Annotated in this window: 9 protein-coding genes; 1 reads left to right on the top strand and 8 read right to left on the bottom strand. The window is 69.2% G+C overall.

The window, feature by feature from the left end; all coding sequences use genetic code 11:
- Window positions 1–74: 74 nt before the first annotated feature.
- Window positions 75–4,586, bottom strand: a complete 4,512-nt coding sequence (locus AB5J51_RS30145; protein WP_369779082.1) for an FG-GAP-like repeat-containing protein — start codon at window positions 4,584–4,586, stop codon at window positions 75–77.
- Window positions 4,587–5,034: 448 nt separating this feature from the next.
- On the opposite strand from AB5J51_RS30145, the gene AB5J51_RS30140 reads away from it, so the two are divergent.
- Window positions 5,035–11,397 (top strand): RHS repeat-associated core domain-containing protein, encoded by a 6,363-nt coding sequence (locus AB5J51_RS30140; protein WP_369779081.1) that lies wholly within the window; start codon window positions 5,035–5,037, stop codon window positions 11,395–11,397.
- Between the two features lie 345 nt (window positions 11,398–11,742).
- On the opposite strand, the gene AB5J51_RS30135 is transcribed toward AB5J51_RS30140, so the two are convergent.
- From AB5J51_RS30135 to AB5J51_RS30105, 7 genes are all read right to left on the bottom strand, one after another.
- Window positions 11,743–12,759 (bottom strand): ADP-ribosylglycohydrolase family protein, encoded by a 1,017-nt coding sequence (locus tag AB5J51_RS30135; RefSeq protein ID WP_369779080.1) that lies wholly within the window; start codon window positions 12,757–12,759, stop codon window positions 11,743–11,745.
- Entirely contained in the window at window positions 12,756–13,511 is a 756-nt protein-coding gene (locus AB5J51_RS30130; RefSeq protein ID WP_369779079.1) for an NUDIX domain-containing protein, read from the bottom strand. The genes AB5J51_RS30135 and AB5J51_RS30130 overlap by 4 nt, the downstream gene beginning before the upstream one ends.
- Window positions 13,508–14,596, bottom strand: coding sequence for an AAA family ATPase (locus AB5J51_RS30125; protein ID WP_369779078.1), 1,089 nt, complete (start codon window positions 14,594–14,596; stop codon window positions 13,508–13,510). Before AB5J51_RS30125 ends, AB5J51_RS30130 begins: the two co-directional genes overlap by 4 nt.
- Window positions 14,593–15,192 carry a nicotinamide riboside transporter PnuC gene (gene pnuC, locus AB5J51_RS30120; protein WP_240805573.1) on the bottom strand — a complete coding sequence of 200 codons (600 nt, stop codon included), beginning with the start codon at window positions 15,190–15,192 and terminating at the stop codon, window positions 14,593–14,595. The genes AB5J51_RS30125 and pnuC overlap by 4 nt, the downstream gene beginning before the upstream one ends.
- Window positions 15,193–15,317: 125 nt before the next feature.
- Window positions 15,318–16,646 (bottom strand): pseudouridine synthase, encoded by a 1,329-nt coding sequence (locus AB5J51_RS30115; RefSeq protein ID WP_133898428.1) that lies wholly within the window; start codon window positions 16,644–16,646, stop codon window positions 15,318–15,320.
- Complete coding sequence (gene scpB / locus AB5J51_RS30110) at window positions 16,646–17,266, bottom strand: SMC-Scp complex subunit ScpB (protein ID WP_053785916.1); 621 nt, start codon at window positions 17,264–17,266, stop codon at window positions 16,646–16,648. Before scpB ends, AB5J51_RS30115 begins: the two co-directional genes overlap by 1 nt.
- Window positions 17,263–18,279, bottom strand: coding sequence for a segregation/condensation protein A (locus tag AB5J51_RS30105; protein ID WP_369780339.1), 1,017 nt, complete (start codon window positions 18,277–18,279; stop codon window positions 17,263–17,265). The genes scpB and AB5J51_RS30105 overlap by 4 nt, the downstream gene beginning before the upstream one ends.
- Between the last annotated feature and the right edge of the window lie 50 nt (window positions 18,280–18,329).

Below are 18,329 nucleotides of genomic sequence, written 5' to 3'. Positions count from 1 at the left end.
AACGGCCGACCGGCCCGGACTGCAGGCAGTCCGGGCCGGTCGGGTTTCAGGTTGGCCGCAACGGGCGCACGGGGTCAGCGATGGCTGACGAGCACGTGGACGTCCCCGTTCCCCGTCCCGGTGACCCCCGCGTCGTTCGCCACGAACCCCGGGGCAACCCAGCCCTGCCAGCTGCGGCTGGCGTAGCGGGCGTTGTGGTACGTGATCCCGTCCGGGGTCACGGCCACCAGGTTCGCATCACCGTTGGACATACCGGTGATGGCCACACTGGTGGCGTTGTCCACTCCGCCGATCGGGCTCCAGCCCTGCCACGAGCCATTGACGAAGCGGATGGTGTGGTACTGGCGCCCGTCGTTGCCGACGGCGACGAACTGGGCGTCACCGTTCGGCATCGCGGCGATGGCCACCGACGAGGCGGCGAACCCGGTGGCGCCCTGATAGCCGTCGATCGCGTTCCAGGGCTGCCAGGAGCCGTTGGCGTAGCGGGCGGCGTGGTAGAGCTTGCCGTCGAGTCCGACGATCACGACCTGCAGATCGCCGTTGGGCATGCCCGTCGCGGCAATCGCGCGGGCGCTCCAGGTCGAGACGGGGTTCCAGCCCTGCCAGGAGCCGTTCCTGTAGCGGGCGTTGTGGTAGATCCGGCCATCGGATCCGATGGACATGACCTGCGCGTCACCGTTGGGCATGCCCGCGATGGCCTCGTCACGCGAAGCCCACGTCGAGCCGGCCGTGGCTCCGTCGATCGCTCCCCACTTGGTCCAGCTGCCATTGGGGTACCGGGCCACGTGGTAGAGCTTCCCGTCCGTGCCGGTGCCAAGTACCTGGACCGACCCGTCGGGAGTCGAGGTGATGGCGTTCTCGGATCCCTGGAAGTAGCCGGCACCACCCACACCCGCGAGCGGGCTGAAGGGGGCCCAGCCACCGGTCGGCGACTTGATGGAGTGGAAGAAGGCCGAGGAGGGCGCGGGGTGGGCGTCGGCTCCCGCCATGACGGTGCCGAGCGCGATCCAGCCGTTGCTGCTGCTGTTGTCGCCGCCGTTCCAGGCGTGGACGATGGCGCTGTCGTTCGGCCCGGCGAGGATGTAGTCGGCCTTGGCATCGCCGGTGAAGTCCGCGAGCTGGACGAGCTGGCGGTTGGTGGTGAAGCCGGTCGTGACCTGGCCGAGCGGCTTCCAGCCGCCGGCTCCGTCGCCGCCCTGGTTGAGGTAGGCGTCGACTCCGCCGTTGTCCTTGATCACGTGGTAGTCGGCCTTGCCGTCACCGTTGGAGTCGGCCCAGCGCACGCGGGAGCGGTCCGAGGTCACACCGCCCGACACCTTGCCGAGGGCCTGCCAGCCACCGTTTCCGTCACCGCCCTTGTTGAGGTGGACGGTCACGTCGCCGCCGTCGCCGTAGACCAGGTAGTCGGACTTGCCGTCGCCGTCGAAGTCGACGAGGCGGACCTTCGTACGGTCGGTGGTCGTACCGGCGAAGACCTGGCCGACGTCCTTCCAGCCGCTGTCGCCCCCGCCCTTGTTCAGCCGGACGTTCAGCGATCCGTTGGCATTGATCACCACGTAGTCGGACTTGCCGTCACCGTCGAAGTCCGCGAGGCGTACCTGCGAGCGGTCGGTGGTGGTGCCCTTGAGGACCTGGCCCAGCAGCTTCCAGCCGCCGGATCCGTCACCGCCGTTGTTGACCCAGACCGAGACGGTCCCGTCGTCGGCGATCAGGGTGTAGTCGAGCCTGCCGTCACCGTCGAAGTCCGCCCAGCGGACGCGGTCGTTGCCGTTTCCGACCTCGGTGCCGGCCACCGGTACGTCGCCGAGCTGGGCCGCGATCACGAACTCGGTACCGAAGGACATCCCGTTGGCGTCGGGCTGCTTGCCCGGCCACGCCACGACCTTGCCGCCCTTGCGCGCCCACAGGTCGGGGAGCGTGTCGCCGGTGATCTCACCGACCGAGCCCAGGGACGGGTACGTGGCTTCGTCGAAGCCGGTCCCGATCTTGACACGCGCGGCGATGCTGCCCCAGGCCGTGGGGTCGAGGTTGCCGTCGGGTCCCTTGCTCCCGTAGGTGCGGAACAGGTCGCCGGTGGCGTTCTCCCGCAGCCACAGGTCGGGGACCTTGTCGCCGTTGAGGTCACCGGGGGTGATGACGGTGAACTTGTCCCAGTCGGCGTTGCCGACGAGTACGGGTTCCGTCTCGTCGAGGAGGTTGAAGAGGCTGCCGTGGTACGCCCAGAGCTGCTTGCCCTGCTTGACCAACAGGTCCTGCAGCCCGTCCCCGTCGAGGTCTCCGGGGGCGATGATCTGTTCCGCGTTGAACCAGTGGTTGTTTTCTTCCCGGTTCACGTTCAGATCGATGGGGTTGTCCACCGCTCCCAGGCCGGTGTTCGAGTACGTCGACAGCTGCTTCTTGCCCACGACCGAGTTGTACTGGAGGGAGACCAGGTCGTTGTCACCGTCACCGTCCCAGTCGCCCTGGTAGGCGATCTGGGCTCCGCCGAACGCCGACCCGCCGTCTTCCGACTTCGCACGGACGAAGGTGTGGTCGTCCTGTCCGGTGTAGGTGAGGAGCTGGTCCTTGGCGTCGAGGGTCCAGATGTCGCGGTTGCCGTCGCCGTTGAGGTCACCCGGGCCGTCCATCACGGCCGAGCGCTTGGCGTAGTACGTGTAGGCGGACGTGTCGGAGCGGTTGCCGGCCTTGTCGACGCTGTAGGCGTAGACGTGGTGCGGGCCGGCACCGGGCGGGGTGATGTCGACGCTGCCGTTGGGTGCCACCGACTTCAGCCGCGGCTGGTCATCGGTGTAGTACCAGATCTCCTTCAGGTCCGTCTCGCCATTGGCGCCGAAAGTGAAGGAACCGCGTGTCCGGGCCACGCCGGTCGTGGCGGGCCATCCCGCCGACCCGTCGGGGAACTGGGCGGAACCGATCACGGGCGGATGGCTGGGCCTGGTCCGGTCCACTGAGAAGGTACAGGTGGGAGACCAGGCGGAAGACGCGTTGTCCTGGTCCGTGATGCGGACCTTCCAGCTGTAGGACCCGCTCACCAGGGTCTCGTCAGGGACCGACCACGTCACCACGCGCCCCCTGAGCGCCGGAAGCGCCTGCGTGGCGACCGGAGTGCTCTGGCCGGCCTTGAAGAGCTGGAACTCGGCCTGCAGGTTGCCGCCGTCCGCATCCTCGGCCTTCGCGTACAGAGCAATGCGGGTATTGCCGATCGCTCCGCCCTCGGTGCACGACGTGGCGGGCGAGGTACCCAGGCCGGACGGAGTCCCGGGCGGGTTGTTGTACTCGGTCTCCAGCACGATGGTCTTCGGGTCGAAGCGCTTCCACTGGTACTGGTCGCTCTCGTTCGGCGCGTAGAGGCCGAGCGTGACCGCGTTCCAGCCGTTGGAAGCGGCCTCTTGCGCGATGGAGGTCGCGTTGAACTCCAGATTGCCCGCAGCGCATTCGGCACGGCCCTTGGCGGCCTTCACCGTATCGAGCATGCGGCGCCGCTTGGGCTGGTAGTTCCAGGTCGTATCCGACGAGATCGCCTCGGTACTCCACAGCTCGACCGGGGTCGCCGTGCAGGACCAGGACCACGTCTCCCTGATGCGGAACGTGGACTTGGTGATCTGGGCGCCCTTGATGTTGGCGGTGTCGAGCTGGAAGAACGACCGCGACAGCCCGTTCGTCTCGCTCTCGTAGCCGACCCGGACGTCCTCCTTGGTGTTCCAGTAGGAGCTGTTCGGCCAGCTGCGGTAGGCCCAGGCCCAGTCGTGGTGCTCGCTCCACGCGACCGAAGGGTCGATGTACACGGGGTACTTCGTGGCCGCACCGGTCAGCAGCGCCTGGTCCGGCTTGATCTCCAGGGTCCCGCCCGACACCGTCGTGGGCATCTGGGCGTCCTTGGCCCCGGACGGCGGCACGAACACGTCCGACGGCGCCGGCGCGGTGCCCTCGGCGGTCACCAGCGCACGGGACGCGGTGGTCTTGGCCGCGGAAGCCGAGCCCGCGGTGGTCGTGGAGTCCCACATCATCGGCGTGGACGCGGTGAACACGTCCTGTCCGGCCGGGTTGACCGCCTTGATCAGCCCGGTCGTCCCGTCCGTGGAGACGTTGAGGCCCACCGTGTCCAGCTTGAACCTCAGCGTCGCGAGATCAGGGTGCTTGGCCGCCGCAGCCGTCTTTACGACCAGCAGCTGCGAGAACCCCTCGACCTCGGCCTTCAGCTGCAGGTCCACATCCGGCAGCACGTTCGCGTACGTCGCCACGTTCCCGGCCAGCGTGGGCTTCGGCAGTGCCTTCGGCCACGTCAGCGAGAACGTCCGGCCGTCCTTCACGCCCGACAGGAACGGCCCGGTACCGCCGCCGGAGAACGTCACCGAACCGGCGACCGCCTTCGAGGCGACGGTCCCGTTAGCCGTGAACTGCAGCGTCGGGTCGGTCGCCACCCAGGCACCGCCGCGCCGCACGCGCACGGGAGTTCCGTACCGCTTCACGGACCACTTGCCTGTGGGCATGGCCCATGTGTCCGAAGACTGCGTCCGCGCCTTTACCAGTTCGTAAGGCTGCCCGGTCTCCTTGGCCTTCTTCAGCGCGAAGTCCTCGGCACTCATCGAACCGTCGGCGACGGGATCGGCCGAGGCTGCGACAGCCGCCGTCGGGGCCAGAGCGAACAATCCAGTCGCAGCAATTCCCCCCACAAGAGCAAGAGAGATACCAGCCGAAAAAATACGCCTATCTCGTCGACCCCAACGGGGTCTCCCCTCCACCACGCAAACTCCCCACCATTTGATACTTGACTGATACCGAGTGCGACTCTACCGGCACGACACCCGCGCCACACATCCCCACCTGCGGCTTCACCGCGCCAGCACACATGTGTCCGTTTTTTCACAGCAAGGTCATCTTTGCATTCATTGCGCGCAAACAATAGCAATTCATGCGATCTGACGACCCGTCCGATATCCCGAACCAACCCTGTTAGTCTGCGCTCCGATAATTTCAATACAGCAGTTGGGGTGGGGTGTGAGACGATTTCGCACGCGAGGACTTACCGCAGCATTGGCTGCCGCAGTCCTCGCAGGCGTGCTGCCCGGCGCAGCAGTAGCGGCCGAGGCCAAAAACGGCCCGCCGTTGCCGAGCCTGAAGCAGCCGAAGGCAGTTCCGGTGACGAAGGTCGCCGCAGGCGGTACGAAGCGCCCGGACGCGGCGGCCGCCGATTCATCGAAGAGGCAGAAACCGAAGGCGACGTGGCCGGCTCCCGGCTCGGCCGAGGTGTCGCTGGCCACGGGCGGGCGTGCCGGCAAGCTGCCGGTGACGGTCTCCCGTGCCGATGCGGGACTGGCCAAGTCGGCCCTGTCGCAGAACGCTCCGGCGGCCGGGGTCACCAATCCTGGCCGGGTCAAGGTCTCGGTGGCCGACAAGGACGCCGCCCGCAAGGCGGGCGTTGACGGCGTACTGCTGTCGGTCGGCCGCTCGGACGGCGTGCCGAACTCCGTCCCGGCCAAGGTCGAGGTGGACTATGACTCCTTCCGCGGTGCGTACGGCGGTGACTACGCCGCCCGTCTGCACCTGGTCGAGCTCCCGGCCTGTGCGCTGACCAGCCCCGAGCGCGCGGAGTGTCGTACCCAGAAGCCGCTGAAGACGAAGAACGACACCCGCACGGGCAAGCTCTCGGCGCAGATCAGCACCCCGGGCGGTACGGGAACCACGGGCAAGTCGGCGCCGATGTCGATGTCCGCGGCGGCCGCCGCACCGAGCGCCATGGTCCTCGCGGCCACGGCCGACGCCTCGGGCCCGACGGGTGACTACAAGGCCACGTCGCTCCAGCCCTCGGGCTCCTGGAACTCCGGCAGCACGACCGGGGCGTTCTCCTGGTCGTACAAGGTCGACGTACCGTCCGTGCCGTCCGGACTCCGACCGACGATCGGCCTGGGCTACAGCTCCCAAGCCGTGGACGGCAGGACGTCCGCGTCGAACACGCAGGGTTCGTGGATCGGTGACGGCTGGTCGTGGGAGCCGGGGTTCATCGAACGCCGGTACAAGTCCTGTGAGGAGGACAAGGCCGGCGGCACGAACACGACGAAGGTCGGGGACCTGTGCTGGTTCAACGACAACGTGACGCTGTCGCTGGGCGGCAAGTCCTCGGAGCTGGTGTACGAGGCGGGCAAGGGCTGGCATCCGGCCTCCGACTCGGGCGAGAAGGTCGAGAAGCTCACCGGTGCGAACAACGGTGACAACGACGGTGAGCACTGGAAGATCACCACGACCGACGGCACCCAGTACTACTTCGGCCTGAACCGCCTCCCGGGCTGGAAGGACTCGTCGACGCCGACGACGAACTCCGCCTGGACGGTCCCGGTATTCGGCAACCAGGCCGGCGAGCCCTGCTACAACGCCTCGTTCGCGAGCGCGTGGTGCCAGCAGGCCTGGCGCTGGCAGCTCGACTACGTCGTCGCCCCCGGCGGTGACGCGATGGCGTACTACTGGAAGACCGAGACCAACAACTACGGCCGCAACGTGTCCGCGACGACGGGCAAGGGAACGGTCACCCCGTACATCCGCGGCGGCTGGCTCGACCACATCGACTACGGCCTGCGCGCGGACTCGGTCTACACGGCCAAGGCCATGGGCCAGGTCACCTTCGACGTCTCCGAGCGCTGCCTGAGCACCTGCGGCACCTTCGACGAAGCCAACGCCAAGAACTGGCCCGACTCACCGTACGACCAGTTCTGCAAGGACGGCTCGACGGAGTGCAAGAGCCAGTTCTCCCCCACCTTCTGGTCCCGGATCCGTCTGACCGGCATCAACACCAAGCTTCTCACCGGCGGCGCGTACCAGGACGTCGACTCCTGGAAGCTGGACCAGAGCTTCCCGCCCTCGGGTGACGGCATCTCCACCCCGTTGTGGCTGAAGTCCATCCAGCGGACGGGCAAGGCCGGCGACGCCCCGGACATCACGCTCCCGCCGGTCACGTTCGCCGGCGAGCAGCGGCCCAACCGCGTCGACAAGACCGGCGACGGGCTGGCTCCCTTCATCCGCCTGCGGATGTACCAGGTGACCACGGAGACCGGCGGCACCATCGGCGTCACCTACTCCCAGCCCGACTGCACGGCAACGACCCTGCCCAAACCGGACGAGACGAACACCACTCGCTGCTACCCGGTGAAGTGGATGTTCGAGGGGGAGACAGCCAAGCTGGACTGGTTCAACACGTATGTGGTCACGCAGGTCGTCGAGGGCGACAACCTGGCCGATACCCCGGACACGGTGACCTCGTACGCCTACCTCGGCGGCGCTGCCTGGGACAAGAGCACGGACGAGTTCACCAAGCCCGAGAACCGCGTACACTCCATCGCCCGCGGATACGAGCGGGTCCAGACCCGCATGGGTACGGCTGGCGACCCCAAGTCGCTCGCGGAGTCACGCTACTTCCGCGGCTTGGACGGCCGGGATGTCAAGGACTCGGCGGGCGTCGCCGTCACCGACCGGCCGGAGTTCGCGGGCAGCCCGCGCGAGACGGCCACATACAACGGTGACGACGCTGCCAAGCTCGTGTCCGCCATTTCCTACACGCCCTGGCGTTCCGCCCCGGTGGCCACGAGGACGCGCCCGGGTCTGCCGGACCTGGTGGCCTACAGAACGGGTACCGAGAAGAAGTCCAGCCGCACGACGGTGACCGGCGGCGTTCAGACGCTGGAGACGACCAACCACTTCGACGACTACGGGATGGTCGACTCGGTCTCCGAGACCGGTGACACGGCCGTTGTCGGCGACGAGAGCTGCAGCACCACCACGTACGCCCGCAACACGGACAAGTGGATCGTCAACCGCGTCAGTCGCGTGGAAACCATCGCAGTGCCGTGCGGCACGACGGTGAACCGGCCGACCGACGTCATCAAGGACGTTCGTACCTACTTCGACGGCGGCACCTTGGGGAGCGTCCCGGGAGCGGGCCGGGTCAGCAAGACCGAGGAGATCAACGCCAAGGGCGACAACTACGACACCAGTTCCTACGTCCCCAGCACCTGTGGTGACAACAGGGACCAGCTCTGCTACGACATCTACGGACGCCAGCTGGCCTCCGCGAACGCGTACGGGCAGGTTTCGACGACCGGCTACACGCCGGCCACCGGTGAAGCCCCGACTGCCACGGTGGCGACCAACGCGAAGGGTCACGCCTCGTCCTCGGTGCTCGATCCACTCCGCGGACTGCCTCGGCAGGTCACCGACCCGAACGGAAAGGTCAGCAGCACGGAGTACGACGCACTGGGTCGCCTGACCAAGGCATGGGGCCCGAACCGGCCGGCCGCGACGTACCCGCAGGCGCCGAGCCGCTCCTTCGAGTACCTGGTACGCAATGACGGTCCGGTCGTGGTGACGTCGAAGACCCTCACGCACGACTACAAATACGCCGCGAGCTACGCGATCCTCGACGGTCTGCTGCGCCAGCGCCAGACCCAGGCGCAGTCGCCCGATCTGTCAGGGCGTCTGATCACGGAAACATTCTTCAACACCCTAGGCAAGGCCTGGCGCAGTTCCGGGACGTACTACGCCGAGGGGACCCCGGGACCGGAGCTGGTGACGGGTCAGCAGACTTTGTACCCGGCGTCCACGGACACGGAGTACGACGGTGCGGGCCGGGTGACGGCCGTCGTGGCGAAGAAGTTCGGCACGGAGACCAAGCGCACCACCACCGCCTACACCGGTGACACGACCACGGTCGTGCCCCCGCCGGGCGGCACGGCCACCACGACCGTGGTGGACGCCCTCGGACGCACGGTCGAGACCAAGGAGTACACGGACGCGGCGCGTACGTCCTCGCACTCCACGCTGTACACGTACAACAGGCTCGGACGGCTGGGACAGGTCACCGACGCCGGTACTGCCAAGTGGACGTACACGTACGACGTCCGCGGCCAGCAGATCGAGACGAGTGACCCGGACAAGGGAGTCACCAAGACCACCTACGACGTGGGCGGTCGTGCAACGGACGTCACGGATGCCCGTGGCGTCACGCTGCACAATGATTACGACGAGCTGGGCCGCGTCACCGCGATCAAGCAGGGTGCCACGCTCCTGACCTCGTCGGTCTACGACACGGTCGCCAAGGGGCAGCTCACCAAGTCGACCCGCTACGTGGACGGCAAGGCCTTCGAATCGGAGGTCATGCTCTTCAACGACGCGTACCAGCCGCTGACGACCAAGGTGACCATCCCCTCCACCCCGGACACGGGCGCGTTGGCGGGCACCTACCAGTGGACGAACACGTACAACATCACCGGTCAGCAGTTGACGACGAAGCATCCGGCGATGGGCGACCTGCCTGCGGAGACGGTCGGCAGCACCTACAAGTCGGTCTCCGGCCTCCTCAACAACATGGGCGCCGGCAGCAGCCGTCTGGTCACGGCGATGACGTACGACCACTACGGCCGTACCACCCGGGCGGAGATGGGCGCCGTGGGCCAGCACGTGTACCGGTCGACGGAATACGACGAGCACACCGGCGCGGTCACCCGCACCTATACCGACCGCGATACGGCCCCGCAGCGCGTCGAGGACACGAAGTACGGCTACAACACAGCCGGCAGCCTGACCTCGATCGCCACCGCCTACGGCCAGGACACCACCCGCACCACCGACACCCAGTGCGTCAGCCTCGATGCGCTGAACCGCATCACCGAGGCCTGGACCAACACGGGCGAGACCTGTGCGGCCGCGCCCAACGCATCGGTGATCGGCGGTGAGGACCCGTACTGGACCTCGTACACCTTCGACGCTGTCGGCAACCGCAAGACCGAAACCCAGCACACGACGGCCTCCGGCCCGACCGCGGACACGGTCCGCATGTACGCCGCCCCGACCGTCGGCAAGCACGACCTGCCCAAGGTCACGCAGACCGGCACCAACCCACGTGACGAGGTCTTCACCTACGACGCCTCCGGCAACACCAAGACCCGCAAGAGCGGCACCAGTGCCACCCAGTACCTGACCTGGGATGCCGAGGGCCGCCTCAAGTCCCTCGACCAGGGCACCGGCAGCAACACGTTCACCTACGACCCCTCGGGCCAGCGGCTGCTCCGCAAGGATTCGACCGGCACCACCCTCTACCTCCCTGGAGGCAACGAACTCCGCCTCGACAAGGCAGGCGCCGTCAAGGGCACTCGCTACTACGGCGAGGTCGCGATGCGCACCGGCGGCAAGCTCATCTTCCTGCTGGCCGACCACCACAACACGGGCACCACCCAGATCACCGCCGACGCCACGCAGGCCGTCACCCGCCGCAAGACCGGGCTCTTCGGTGGAGAACGCGGCGCCAAGCCGGCCGGCTGGGCCGGCGAGAAGACCTTCGTGGGCGGCACCAAGGACACCGACAGCGGCCTGACCCACATCGGAGCCCGCGACTACGACCCCTTGATCGGCCGGTTCATATCCGTCGACCCGATCATGGACCTCAAGGACGCCCAGCAGCTCCACGGCTACACCTACGCCAACCAGAACCCCTGGACCTACTGGGACCCCACCGGCCTGGCCCTCCAGGAGTGCGCCAGCGGCATGTACAAGTGCCATAACGGCAACGACCCGTACGACTACGGCACCCGCTACGAAACCGAGGTCAACGCAGTCGGTGGCACCCTCGCCCCCGATTACGTCGAACGGAAGCGGCGACAGCAGACCGCCCCGCAGGGCGGCAAATCCACTGCGAGCCCCAAGAGCGGGCACCGGAAGGTCACCTGCAATCGAGCGGGCTGCAGCGGCAAGTGGGTCGATCAGCCTCTCGGTAATGACCGTGACTACGGGCACGGCATCCTCACGGGAATCGTGGATGGCCTGACGTTCGCATGTCAGGGGTTCAAGCTCTTCGGGGAGGTGGAGTGCGCGGGTGACGCAATGCGCAAGGAATTCGCAGCGGACGGCGTGGACATCAGCAGCGCCGCCTTCGATATGGGAGTTGGCCAGGGCGGTGCCCTTGCAAGCCTCCCCCTGGGTCCGGCCGCTCCCGAAGCCTCGGCCGCAGCCAAGTTCTCACAGGTCGCACTGTTTCGACGAGGCGTAAACACTGGCGAGTTTTCCGGACTGGCCCTCCCGATGCAGCGGAGGACCGTAAAGCAATATGCACAGCAGGGCGGCGCCAGCCTGTCCGGAGTAAAATGGACCATCAACAGGCAGTCCGAGCTCATAGGGAAAGACCTTTACGGCCACACTAATCCCCTCACAAAGCGAATAACTTTCTATCCGGACGCATTCTCGTCCGAGGAGAATTTGGTCAAGACGATTGGCCATGAAAGGACGCACGTGATGCAGCTCGAACTCTACGGGCCGGGCGCTGAAGACACCGTTGGCGGGCGAGCATACGAGGACACGGCTCACGCCATCGAACCTTCCTTCTGGCAGTACTTCAAGTCGCAGGGCGGCTCGCAGTGACGGCTCGCGCCCAGTGGATGTCGGCTTTGGCTGCGATGATTGATGGAAACCTTGCCGTGAGCTGCCCTAGGTGCGGCAAATCGCAATTGAAGCTGCGCTACATAGGGGATCCCGAAACCAGGATCGGGTACAGCATGTTCTGGTGTGCGAACTGTCTCCACGGAATCAGAGTTTCGCGAGCCAAGGCGCCGCTATCCTTTGAATTCAAATCGTTCGATGATCCAGATGCGCTCGTCGGAGTTCCCGAGTTCGTGGCCATAAACTGACAGACCGGAGCACCAAACCGAGAAGCCGCAGGCGCACAATGATGCGCCTGCGGCTTCTCGTGTGCTGCCACGGCCAGTGTCACGCATCCCAGAGGGCGCCGAAGGACAGGAGTTCGTCGCGGTACTCGATGCGGCCCTCCCAGTCGCGGGGCCAGACGTCCGCGCCGAGGTGGGCGCCGGCGAAGGCGCCGGCCAGGCAGGCGATGGAGTCCGAGTCGCCCTTCGTGCAGGCTGCGCGGCGCAGGGCCGTCAGGGGGTCCTCCGGGAAGAGGAGGAAGCACTGGAGGGCCGTGGCCAGGGCCTCCTCCGCGATCCAGCCGTCGCCCGTCGTCAGGCACGGGTCCGTCTCCGGGGAGGGGGTCCGCAGGGCGGCCGTCAGGCGGTCCAGGGCCGACAGGCATTCGTCCCAGCCGCGGGCGATGAAGGATTCCGGGGTCGCGTCCGAGGCCGTGCGCATCCAGAGGTCGCCCAGCCAGCGCTCGTGGTAGTGCGTGCGGTGGTGCAGGGCGTACGAGCGGAGTTGGCCGACCAGGCCCGTCACCTCCGTGCCCTGCGCGAGGAGGTGCACCGCCCGGGCCGTCAGGTCCGAGGCCGCGAGCGCCGTCGGGTGGCCGTGGGTCAGGGCCGACTGGAGCTGGGCCGCGCCGGCGCGTTCCTCCTCCGTCCAGCCGGGGACCAGGCCCACCGGGACCACCCGCATGTTCGCCCCGCAGCCCTTCGAGCCGGTCTGGCTCGCGTCCCGCCAGTCCCGGGAGGGGTCGTTCAGCAGGCTGCACGCCCGCAGGCAGGTGTTGCCGGGCGCCCTGTTGTTCTCCGGGGAGTGGTACCAGGCGACGAATTCCTCCCGGATCGGGCCCGTGAGCGGACCGGGGGCCGGGCGCCCGCCTCCTGCCGCCGTCCGGATGCCGCGCGCCAGGGCCAGCGTCATCTGGGTGTCGTCCGTGACGATCGCCGGGCGGGGGAGCGCCATGTCCCGCCACGGGCCCGTCTTCGCCAGGATCGAGGGGACGTCGTTGAACTCCGTCGGGAAGCCCAGCGCGTCGCCGAGGGCGAGGCCGATCAGGGCCCCCGTCGCCGCCCGCTTCTTCAGGGTCATCTCGTGTGTCCTTCCGTGGGACGGAGCAGGGGCGGGTGCAGGGCGGTCGCCGGGCCCGCCCGGTACAGTGCGGCCGGCTTGCCGCGGCCGCCGGTCAGCCGGGCGGCGCCCGGCACGGCCTCGACGAAGCCGGGCGTGGCCAGGACCTTGCGGCGGAAGTTGGGGCGGTCCAGGGCGGTCCCCCAGACGGTCTCGTAGACGGACTGGAGCTCCCCGAGGGTGAATTCGGGCGGGCAGAACCCCGTCGCCAGGCAGGTGTACTCGAGCTTCGCGCCGACCCGGGACCGGGCGTCCGCCAGGATCAGCGCGTGGTCGAAGGCCAGGTCCTCCGCAGCCTCCCCGACCTCCCCGGCCTCCCCCACCGGTACCCAGCGCGCCCGGTCCGCGTCGCCGCCGCCGTCCGCCGCCGGCTCTGGCATGTCCGGGACCAGGGCGGTGAAGGCCACCGAGACGACCCGCATCCGCGGATCGCGGTCCGGTTCGCTGTACGTGCGCAGCTGCTCCAGGTGGAGCGCGGCGACGACCGCCTCCGGCAGGCCGGTCTCCTCGGCGAGTTCCCGGCGGGCCGCCGTCTCCGCGGACTCCCTCGGCAGGACGAAGCCGCCCGGGAGCGCCCAGGCCCCCGCGTGCGGCTCCTGGCCGCGCCGGATCAGCAGGACGTGCAGCGCCCCGCCCCGCACGGTGAACACCGCCAGGTCGACCGTCACCGCGAACGGTTCGAAGGCGTGCGGGTCGTAGGCCGCGGTCGTCATCGGTTCTCCGGCAGGGGGTCCGCGAAGTGCCAGCCGTGGGCCAGCAGTTCGTCGACCGCCGCCACGGCCGTCGCCAGCCGCGCCTCGCGGTCCCCGCGCACGGTCAGGAAACGCCTGCCGGTCCGCTCGAGTTCCTCGCGGAAGCGGTCCGTCATCCACGGTCTCAGGTGCTCGCCGTCGCGCAGGCCGTCGTCCTCGAACGGCACGTCCGCGTGGTCGGTCAGCAGGTACAGGTCCCGGTGCGTCAGCGCGGCGATCTTCTCGACCTCCTCGCTCCGCGATCCCATGTACCGCTCGTGCCAGATGCCGGTCGCGAAGGAGTCCGTGTCGCAGAACAGGACCGGCGAGCCGGCGCGCGCCGCCCGCTCCTCCTCCGCGTCCTGCCGCCGCGCGATCACCGGGAACTCCTCGGCGGTGAACGACACGTCCTCCCAGGTCGCCGCCGGGTCCGCCGTGCGCGCCGCCGCCAGCTTCTCCTCGCTGTACCTGCGCCCGTACTCCGCGACCCAGCCCGTCCCGGCCCACACCCCGCCGCGCGCCCGGTAGTGGGCCGCGAGCGCCCGCGACAGGGTGGTCGTACCGGTCGACTCGGCGCCGAGTACGACGATCCGCCGGGTCAGGGCGGCCCGTACGCCCGGCCCCAGGAACTCCCAGTTCCCGACCGGGTCGGCCCGTACCGCCGTGCCGGAGACGGGGAACCGCGTCCGCCCCGGGTCCACGCAGACCGCCTCGGCCCCGAACCGCCGGGCGAGCTCGGTCCCGTACTCCTCCGAGGTGAAGACGGCGTCGACCGGCCCGGGCACCGCGCCCCGGAAGACCGCCATGTGCGCCTCCCAGACCGCCGGATCGTGCAGGTCGACCGGGATGTCGTCGACCGCGCCGACGACCTCCGCCCCCGGGTGCGCCTCGCGCATCCAGGCCACCCGGTCGGCGAGCGGGACCGACTCCACCGAGGCCGCGCACACCAGCACGGTCAGCCGCTCGCACTGCTCCTGGGCGGTGTGCACGAGGTGGTGGTGCCCGGCGTGCGGCGGGTAGAACTTGCCCAGGACGAGACCGTGGCCGAAACGCCTCGCGCCGCTCATGCCGCCGCCTCCGCCGCCGCCGTACGGGCGCCCCGCGCCGGCAGCGTGCGCCGCCAGCCGAGCAGGCCGACCACGCAGAGCGCGAGGAAGCCGACGTACAGGGCCGAGGTCAGGTACAGCCCCTTGTAGGCGTAGAGCGGGATGTACACGAGGTCGGCGGCGATCCACAGCCACCACGACTCGACGAGCTTGCGGCACTGGCCGTACGTGGCCATGAGCGAGAGCCCGGTGGTCAGCGCGTCCCAGAAGGGGACGGTGGAGTCGGTGACGCGGCTCAGCAGGAGCGTCAGCCCGAGCACCCCCACCGCCCCCGCCGCGGCCAGTACGGCCCATTCGGTGCGCGTGGTGCGGCGCACCGGCAGGGCCTCTGAGGATCCTGGTCCACCCCCGTGGGTCCAGGACCACCAGCCGTACGCGGCGAGGGCGATGAAGACGATCTGGAGCCCGGCGTCGGCGTACAGGCCGGCTTGGGCGAAGAGCACGATGAAGAAGACGTTGTTGGCGATGCCGATGGGCCAGTTCGCGACGTGCTGCCGGGCGACGAGCCAGACGCACAGGGCCCCGGTGGCGAACCCCAGGATTTCGGTCCAGCTCATGACGGCCGACCCCCTCATTCCTTAATAGTCACATTGACTATAAACAGGAAGGCGGGTCCCTGACAAGCGAAAAGCCCGCAGTGCCACGGGGGCACTGCGGGCTTTCGTCGCTCGGAGCGGAGGGGCTACAGACCGACCTCGCGCATGAGCATGCCGACCTCGGTGTTCGTCAGGCGGCGCAGCCAGCCGGACTTCTGGTCGCCCAGCTCGATGGGACCGAAGGAGGTCCGCACGAGCTTGTCGACGGGGAAGCCCGCCTCGGCCAGCATGCGGCGGACGATGTGCTTGCGGCCCTCGTGGAGGGTCACCTCGACCATGTAGTTCTTGCCGACCTGGTCCAGGACGCGGAAGTTGTCGGCGCGGGCGTACCCGTCCTCCAGCTCGATGCCGTCCTTGAGCCGCTTGCCGATGTCGCGCGGCAGCGAGCCGGTGATGGCGGCGACGTACGTCTTCTTCACGCCGTACTTGGGGTGCGTGAGGCGGTGGGCCAGCTCACCGTGGTTGGTGAGGAGGATGATGCCCTCGGTCTCCGTGTCGAGCCGGCCGACGTGGAAGAGGCGGGTCTCGCGGTTGGTGACGTAGTCGCCGAGGCACTGGCGGCCGTCCGGGTCCTCCATCGTGGAGACGACACCGGCGGGCTTGTTCAGCGCGAAGAACAGGTACGACTGGGTGGCGACGGTCAGGCCGTCCACCTTGATCTCGTCCTTCGGCTGGACCCGCTTGCCCTGCTCCAGCACGATCTCGCCGTTGACCTCGACGCGGGCCTGCTCGATGAGTTCCTCGCACGCGCGCCGCGAGCCCATGCCGGCGCGGGCGAGCACCTTCTGCAGGCGCTCGCCTTCCTGCTCGGCGCCCGGGAAGGTCTTCGGGGTCTTGATCACGGGCTTGTCGGCGTACCGGTCGCGCACGCGCTCCTCGATCCGCGCGTCCAGCTCGCGGGGGCGGGACTGCCCGCTGCGGCTGCCGGGGCCGCGGCGCGGGCCGCCGGCCCCGCCGATGCCGGGGGTCCTGGAGGTGCGGGGACCGCCCTTGGCGCCGCCGCGCGCCGCGTCACCGCGGGCACCGCCACCGCGGTTGGCGTCGCCTGCGCCGCGGGCACCGCCACCGCCCGCCTTGGCGCCGCCGCGGCTGCGCTCGCCCTCGGGGCCCACGTCGTAGCGGCGCTCCTCGGGGCGGGGGTTGCGGGGCCGCTGCGGGGCCTGGTCGCGGTCCCGGTCGCGCGGGGCGCCCGAGCCGGAGCCGGAGCCGCCGCCGTAGCCGCCACCGCCGGAGCTCCCGCCGCGGTAGCCACCGCCGCCGGAGCCGCCGCGGGAGCCGCCCCCACCGGAGGAGGAGCCTCCGCGGTAGCCACCGCCGCCGGAGGAGGAGCCGCCGCGGGAGTTACCGCGCCCGCCACCACCGCCGCCGCCGCTGTTCCTGTTGCCGCCACCGTTGCCGTTGCCGCTGCTTCGCATCAAAGTTCCGTCGTCTTGTCGTCTTCATCGGTATCCGGTGCGTCCGGATCGAACGACGGAACACCCTCAAGCGTCTCGGCTTCGATCGCGTCCGCCTCGGGGAGGAAGGGCGCGAGCTCCGGGAGCTCGTCCAGGCCGCGCAGGCCCATCCGCTCCAGAAAGTAGTTCGTCGTCCTGTACAGGATCGCACCTGTTTCGGGTTCCGTGCCCGCCTCGGCCACCAGACCGCGCTGGAGCAGGGTCCGCATGACCCCGTCACAGTTCACTCCGCGGACCGCAGAGACCCGCGAGCGGCTCACCGGCTGGCGGTACGCGACGACCGCCAGGGTCTCCAGCGCGGCCTGGGTCAGCCGGGCCTGCTGGCCGTCCAGCACGAAGCGCTCGACGGCGTCGGAGTACTCCGCCCGGGTGTAGAAACGCCAGCCGCCGGCGACGAGCCGCAGCTCGAAGCCGCGCCCCTGGACGGTGTACTCGTCGGCCAGCTCGCGCAGGGCGTCCGCGACCTCGCGCGGGGTGCGGTCCAGCACCTTGGCGAGGTGCGCCTCGGTCGCAGGCTCGTCCACGACCATGAGGACGGCCTCCAGGGCGGGCTTCAGCGCGAGCCCGGCCACGTCGCTCATTCCTTGACCTCCACGATCTGATCGAACTCGTCGGTGACGGTCGGCATCCCGTCGCCGTCCCCGCCGCTCCAGCGGACGGTGAGCGTCCGCAGGGCCTCCTCCTGGTCGAGGACCACCGCCTTCTCGCGGTAGAGCTCCAGGAGGGCCAGGAAGCGCGCGACCACGGTGAGCGTGTCGTCGGCGTCCTCGGTGAGCTCCTGGAAGGTGGCCTCGCCGCGCGCCTTGAGCAGCGCGACCACGACCGCGGCCTGCTCGCGCACGCTGACGAGCGGGGCGTGGATGTGGTCGACGTAGACCTGGGGCTTGGCCCTGGGCTGCATGGCCTTGACCGCCAGCCGGGCGAACCCCTCGGCGCCGATGCTGATGACGACCTCGGGAAGGAGCTCCGCGTGGTGGTCCTCGAGGCCGACGGTACGGGGGTAGCGGCGGCCCTCGGCCTCGGCCCGCTGCTCGAAGATCTCTGCGATCTGCTTGTACGCGCGGTACTGGAGCAGGCGGGCGAAGAGCAGGTCGCGGGCTTCGAGCAGGGCGAGGTCGGCCTCGTCCTCGACCTCGGCTGCGGGCAGCAGGCGGGCGGCCTTCAGGTCGAGCAGGGTGGCGGCGACCACGAGGAACTCGGTGGTCTGGTCGAGGTCCCAGTCGGGGCCCATGGCGCGGATGTGCGCCATGAACTCGTCGGTGACCTTGGACAGGGCGACCTCGGTGACGTCGAGCTTGTGCCGGGAGATCAGCTGGAGCAGCAGATCGAAGGGCCCCTCGAAATTGGCGAGCCGCAGCGTGAACCGCCCGTCGGTGCCCACGGACGCGCCCGCTCCGCCCTCCACGGGCTCCTGCGGGGCCCCTGCGGGCGCGTCAGCGGTCGCAGGGGGCCGGACGGGGTCCTCGCCCGGCACGGCGGCCACCGGCCCCTCAGGGGCCACATGGGCGTCTCGCGGCTCGGGCTCGGCCCGGGCACCCGGCCCGCGACCCAGACTGCGGCGGGTGGGGCGGCCGGGATCGGCGGGAAGGGGCATCACGGTCCAAGGCGGTACGGAGGGGGTCGGCGGCCACCCCCAAGGCTGCC

Origin of the sequence: Streptomyces sp. R33, assembly GCF_041200175.1 — a bacterium.
Taxonomy (GTDB): Bacteria; Actinomycetota; Actinomycetes; order Streptomycetales; family Streptomycetaceae; genus Streptomyces; species Streptomyces katrae_B.
The sequence above is the reverse complement of the archived record's forward strand: the minus strand, read 5'-3'. Positions and strand labels throughout refer to the sequence as shown.

Excerpts from the sequence above, each read along its gene's own strand:
- AB5J51_RS30145 (WP_369779082.1), bottom strand. The coding sequence starts at position 4,586 with ATGAGTGCCGAGGACTTCGCGCTGAAGAAGGCCAAGGAGACCGGGCAG.
- AB5J51_RS30135 (WP_369779080.1), bottom strand. The coding sequence starts at position 12,759 with ATGACCCTGAAGAAGCGGGCGGCGACGGGGGCCCTGATCGGCCTCGCC.
- AB5J51_RS30130 (WP_369779079.1), bottom strand. The coding sequence starts at position 13,511 with ATGACGACCGCGGCCTACGACCCGCACGCCTTCGAACCGTTCGCGGTG.
- AB5J51_RS30125 (WP_369779078.1), bottom strand. The coding sequence starts at position 14,596 with ATGAGCGGCGCGAGGCGTTTCGGCCACGGTCTCGTCCTGGGCAAGTTC.
- pnuC (WP_240805573.1), bottom strand. The coding sequence starts at position 15,192 with ATGAGCTGGACCGAAATCCTGGGGTTCGCCACCGGGGCCCTGTGCGTC.
- AB5J51_RS30115 (WP_133898428.1), bottom strand. The coding sequence starts at position 16,646 with ATGCGAAGCAGCGGCAACGGCAACGGTGGCGGCAACAGGAACAGCGGC.
- scpB (WP_053785916.1), bottom strand. The coding sequence starts at position 17,266 with ATGAGCGACGTGGCCGGGCTCGCGCTGAAGCCCGCCCTGGAGGCCGTC.
- AB5J51_RS30105 (WP_369780339.1), bottom strand. The coding sequence starts at position 18,279 with ATGCCCCTTCCCGCCGATCCCGGCCGCCCCACCCGCCGCAGTCTGGGT.